General features: G+C 68.8%; 1 protein-coding gene. It reads left to right on the top strand.

The genetic code is table 11. The annotated features are described in order from the left end of the window. The first annotated feature begins 329 nt into the window (after positions 1-329). A complete protein-coding gene (gene hemC, locus ACVOK1_RS20485) occupies positions 330-1,241 on the top strand; it encodes a hydroxymethylbilane synthase (RefSeq protein WP_481563093.1) in 912 nt (303 codons plus the stop codon). Positions 1,242-1,355: the final 114 nt, after the last annotated feature.

Below are 1,355 nucleotides of genomic sequence, written 5' to 3'. Positions count from 1 at the left end.
GTTGTTTTCGGGTGGGTAATTAGGGGTAAGATCCCTTTTCCTGCGGAAATGGTTTCTGACCCCGGAAGCAGTCGGCTTTTGATTTTTCTTTTGATCTTCCGTGGCTGGCGCGCACGGAAACTGTCAGAGGCCGGGCGGGTGGGTTGCGCAGGGGCGTGAGCCGCATGGATGCGGCGACCGAGCTTACAGGGACGTACTTGCAGCGTCCCCTGCGCGGCCCACCCACCCGGCCAGCTCACGAGGCTAGTCGACTAACAGTCGACTCTACCGCCAGCCACGAGGGGCTCCGCCGTTGGCCGTATCCCGCCGATAGGCGCGATAATGTCGGCATGGAAACCGTCCGCATCGCCACCCGCAAGAGCCCGCTCGCCCTCTGGCAGAGCGAACACGTCGCCGACCGCCTGCGCCAGGCCTACCCCGGCCTGCATGTGGAACTGGTGCCGATGAGCACCCGCGGTGACGAGGTGCTCGACCGCTCGCTGGCCGCCATCGGTGGCAAGGGCCTGTTCCTCAAGGAGCTGGAGCTGGCCATGCTGCGCGGCGATGCCGACTGCGCGGTGCATTCGCTGAAGGATGTGCCGATGGAACTGGATGCGCCCTTCGCGCTGCCGGCCATGCTGACCCGCCACGATCCGGCCGATGGCTTCATCTCCAACCTGTACGCCTCGCTGGATGCGCTGCCCATCGGTGCGCGCGTCGGCACGTCGTCGCTGCGCCGCCAGGCCCAGCTGCGCGCGCTGCGCCCGGACCTGCAGCTGCTGGACCTGCGCGGCAACGTCAACACGCGGCTGGCCAAGCTCGACAACGGTGGCTACGACGCCATCGTGCTGGCCGTGGCCGGGCTGGAACGGCTGGGCCTGGGCAACCGCATCGTGGACCGCCTGCAGCCGCCGCAGTGGCTGCCGGCACCGGCGCAGGGCGCGGTGGCGGTGGAATGCGATGGTGGCAACGCGTGGCTGATGGAACTGTTCGCGCGCCTGGATGACGCCGATACGCGTGCCTGCGTCGAAGCGGAGCGGGCGATGAACCGCGCGCTGCACGGCAGCTGCCATGTGCCGGTGGCGGCCATCGCGCAGTGGCAGGGCCAGGACCTGCACCTGCAGGGTCTGGTCGGCAGCGCCAGTGATGGCCGCGCGGTGCGTGCCGACGCGGTGGGCCCGGCCAGTGATCCGGAAACGCTGGGCCAGCAGGTGGCGAAGATGCTGCTGGATGACGGCGCAGGCGAGCTGCTGAACGTCTGAACCGCTGCGGTAGTGGCGGGGGGCTGGGACCGCCTACGTGGATGAGCCGCGCGGCCCGGGCGGCCACAACAACGAACTGAGCCACGGTGAGGGCGGAGAGGTCTGTGGGGTGGG

The organism is Stenotrophomonas sp. STEN087, from assembly GCF_056759115.1.
The sequence above is the reverse complement of the archived record's forward strand: the minus strand, read 5'-3'. Positions and strand labels throughout refer to the sequence as shown.